This window comes from Kitasatospora sp. NPDC007106 (genome assembly GCF_040634455.1).
Taxonomy (GTDB): domain Bacteria; phylum Actinomycetota; class Actinomycetes; order Streptomycetales; family Streptomycetaceae; genus Kitasatospora; species Kitasatospora arboriphila.
On the sequence record NZ_JBEYFP010000712.1, the window covers coordinates 1 to 3,001 of the forward strand.

Consider the following 3,001-nt stretch of genomic DNA (forward strand, 5'->3'; position numbering starts at 1 on the left):
GCCGCCACCGCCTCCCGGGCCTCGTCGAGGTACCCGGTGGCGGCGGCCGTCCGCTCCAGCACGCCGCGGAGCACCGCCTCGCGCCCGGCGGCGCGGTCCAGCCGGCAGGCGAAGTCCGCCGCCGAGTCGTTGTCGAACGGTCCGGTACCCCAGGTGCCCACGGCGCCCCTCCTCGGCAGGTTCCGCGGAGCAGTGTCCCCCGCACCGCCGACAGCGGGGCCCGCAGCCCGGGACGGGGTGTCGGGGGAGCGTGGCAGGATCGCCCGCATGTCCGAGCCGAGCGTGCCGCTGCCCACCGACCCCACCGCCTCGACGGTGTACCTGGACTGGCTGTCCGTCAGGTCTCCGGGTGCGGAGGCGGGCGCGCGGCAGCAGTTCGCGGACGTCTTCGACGGCGTCCCGCCCCGGGCCCGCCGGAAGCCGGCCCAGTACCTGGGCGGTCTGCAGTCGCGCAGCAGGCGCCTGCCGCCCGAGCACCTGCCCTGGTTCTGGGACACCGTCGGCCACCGGCTCGCCCGGGTGCTGCCGCGGCAGGCCGGGCAGGCGTACAGGCTGGCCAGGGAGGCCGAGCGGCAGGGCGGGGGCGCCGCCGATCCGGCCTTCCAGCGGGCGAACGCCGTGCTGGTGGCAGGGCTCGGCGTGCTGCCCGCGGCGGAGCTCTCCGCCCAGCAGCGCCGGCTCGCCGCCGCCCTGCCGCCGGCGGAGGCGCACCGGGAGTTCGTGCGGTACGTCCGGGCCTGGGGGTCGGGCGGGGCGGTGCCGCCGGCCGACCTGCACACCCGGCTGCGGGCGTCCGCGAAGGCCGCCGGCCGCGGCCCGGACGAGGACGCGGCGCTGCTCGGCGAGGTGCTGGCCGGCTGTCCGGGCAGCCCGGTGCCGGACGCCCTGCTGGACGGCGCCGCCGCCCTGCTCGCGGCCCACCCGCCGACCGACGCGGTCCGCGCCGGACTGCTGGAGATGTTCCCGCCGGCCGTGACCGCCCTCGGCTTCGCGCCGACCGCCGGCGGCGGGGCCTGGGTGCGCCTGCTACGCGCCGCGGGCGTGGTGGACGCGCTCGCCGCGGGCCGGCTCACCCCGTCCGCGGGGCTCGCCGGCTGGCTCGGCCGGCTGTCGTACACCTACGCCTACAACCGGGTGGGCGGCGGCGGGATCACCCGCCGTCCGCTGCCGCCGGAGTTCTTCGAGCTGCTGCCACCGCTGGCCGGCCGGCTGCGTGCCGAGGGCGTCCCGGTGCGGCTGCACGAGGCGCAGTACCGCTCGTCCGGGCTGGACGCCGACCTCGCCGACGCCTGCCTGGCCGAGGGCATCCCGGTGGAGACGCCGCCGCGGACGGTCCCGCTGGTCGTCTGGGGCGGCGAGTCCCGCCGCGACCTGCGGGCGCTCGCCGCCGACCCGGTGCTCGGCGCGCGGCTGGAGGGCACCGTCCACGCCGACCTGCGGCGCGGTACCGCGGTGACCCGGCTGCCGGAGAACCCGGCGATCGCCGGCGCCGTCCGCGCCCGGATCACCGGCCTGCTCGACGAGCTCGCCGACGGCGGACTCGGCGCCGCCGAGGACGCCCTCGGCGTGCTGGAGACCCTGCTCGACCGGCCGACCGCGGCCGCCCTGGACGGCATCGAGGAGGCGCTCGCCGCCGTCGACCTCACCGGCCCGCTGCTGCGCACCCTCCGCGCCGGCCTGCCCGAGGAACTCGGCTGGCCCGCCCTGGACGAGGCGCTCGCCGACCTCGGCGCCCCGCCGGCCGGCACGACCACCACCTGGCCGGTGCTCACCCTCTTCACCCGGGACCGCGCGATCGCGGTCGACCACCGCGGCCGCCGGGCGGACCACGTCCTCGCGCTGCCCGGGGACGCCGCGCTGCACGCCGTGAACTACGCCGGCGGCGACCTGCTGGTGGCCTGGACGACCGACACCAAGCACCCGTACACCTGGCAGGCGTACTGGGCGTCCCGGCCCGGGGAGGTCTTCGAGCCGGCCCGGGCCACCGGCCTGCGGACCTGGTCGGCCACCGCCTGCCAGTTCGAGACCGCCGACCGCACCGGCCGCCACGACGGCGCCCGGATCCTGCGCCCCGGCGACCGGGACGGCCTGGCCGCGTCCCGGCAGCTCTCCGACGGCACCACCGTGTGGAGCCGCAGCGCGCACGGCGACGAGGACTGGGACCGCCTCGACCCGGCCACCGGCGGCCGGACCGGCGCGTTCGACCGTCCGGCGTTCGCCGCCGCGCCCGTGCCGGACGGCCACCGGGTCCAGCTGCTCTCGCTGGTCGCGCTGCCGCCGGACGCGGACGCCGACGCCTCCCCGCTCGGCCACCGCGCCGGCCTGGCCGGCTTCCGGGTGCTGCGCGGCCCGGAGAAGGACGCCCGCGGCTGGGACCACCGGCTGGAGGGCACCGACGGCCGCACCGCCGGGCTGCGCGCCGCGGCCTCCTGCGAGCCCTGGGCGGTCGCCCGGATGCCCGGGGGCGGCGCCGAGTGCGTGCTGACCGACCCGCACCGGGTGCACTGCCACGACGCGCAGGACGGCTCGCTGCTGTGGCGGGCCGGCGGGGACGTGCCGGTGCTGCCGCCGCCGCCGTTCTGGCACTTCCTGGCCCCGCGCGACCCCGCCTCCTCGCGGGCGCTCCGCGCGGCCGGGCGGGAGGCGGCCGCGGCCCTGCTCGCCGCCGACGAGGAGGCCACGGCGGCCGGGATCGCCCGCCTGCTGCCGGAGGTGACGGACCGGCGGATCGCCGAGGGGGCGGCCCGGACGGTGCGGGCCGCACGGGCCGCGCTGCACCGCCGCGAGGAGCTGTCCGCGCGGGTCGCGGCCGTCCGTTCGGGCCGGCTGGCGCCGCTGGCGGAGACCTCCGACGTCCGGATGCTCGCCGCCCTGCGCGGCCTGCTGGACGTGCCCGGGTACTACCGGGCCGAGCCGCCCTCGCCGCAGCCGGCCACCCTGACCGCGCTGGCCGCGGACGGCGCCCACCTGGCCGGGCGGCTCGGCGAGGCGGAGCGCCGGC

General features: G+C 80.1%; 1 protein-coding gene and 1 pseudogene. One reads left to right on the top strand and one right to left on the bottom strand.

All coding sequences use genetic code 11. From position 1 onward, the window contains the following. On the bottom strand, positions 1–269 hold a 269-nt coding region (locus tag ABZ641_RS31210), incomplete at its 3' end, for a DUF4259 domain-containing protein (RefSeq protein ID WP_359987245.1). Between ABZ641_RS31210 and ABZ641_RS31215 the strand changes: the two are divergent. Next, positions 268–3,001 (top strand): annotated as a pseudogene (locus ABZ641_RS31215) (hypothetical protein); the annotation flags it as partial. The gene ABZ641_RS31210 and the pseudogene ABZ641_RS31215 sit on opposite strands and share 2 nt — an antisense overlap.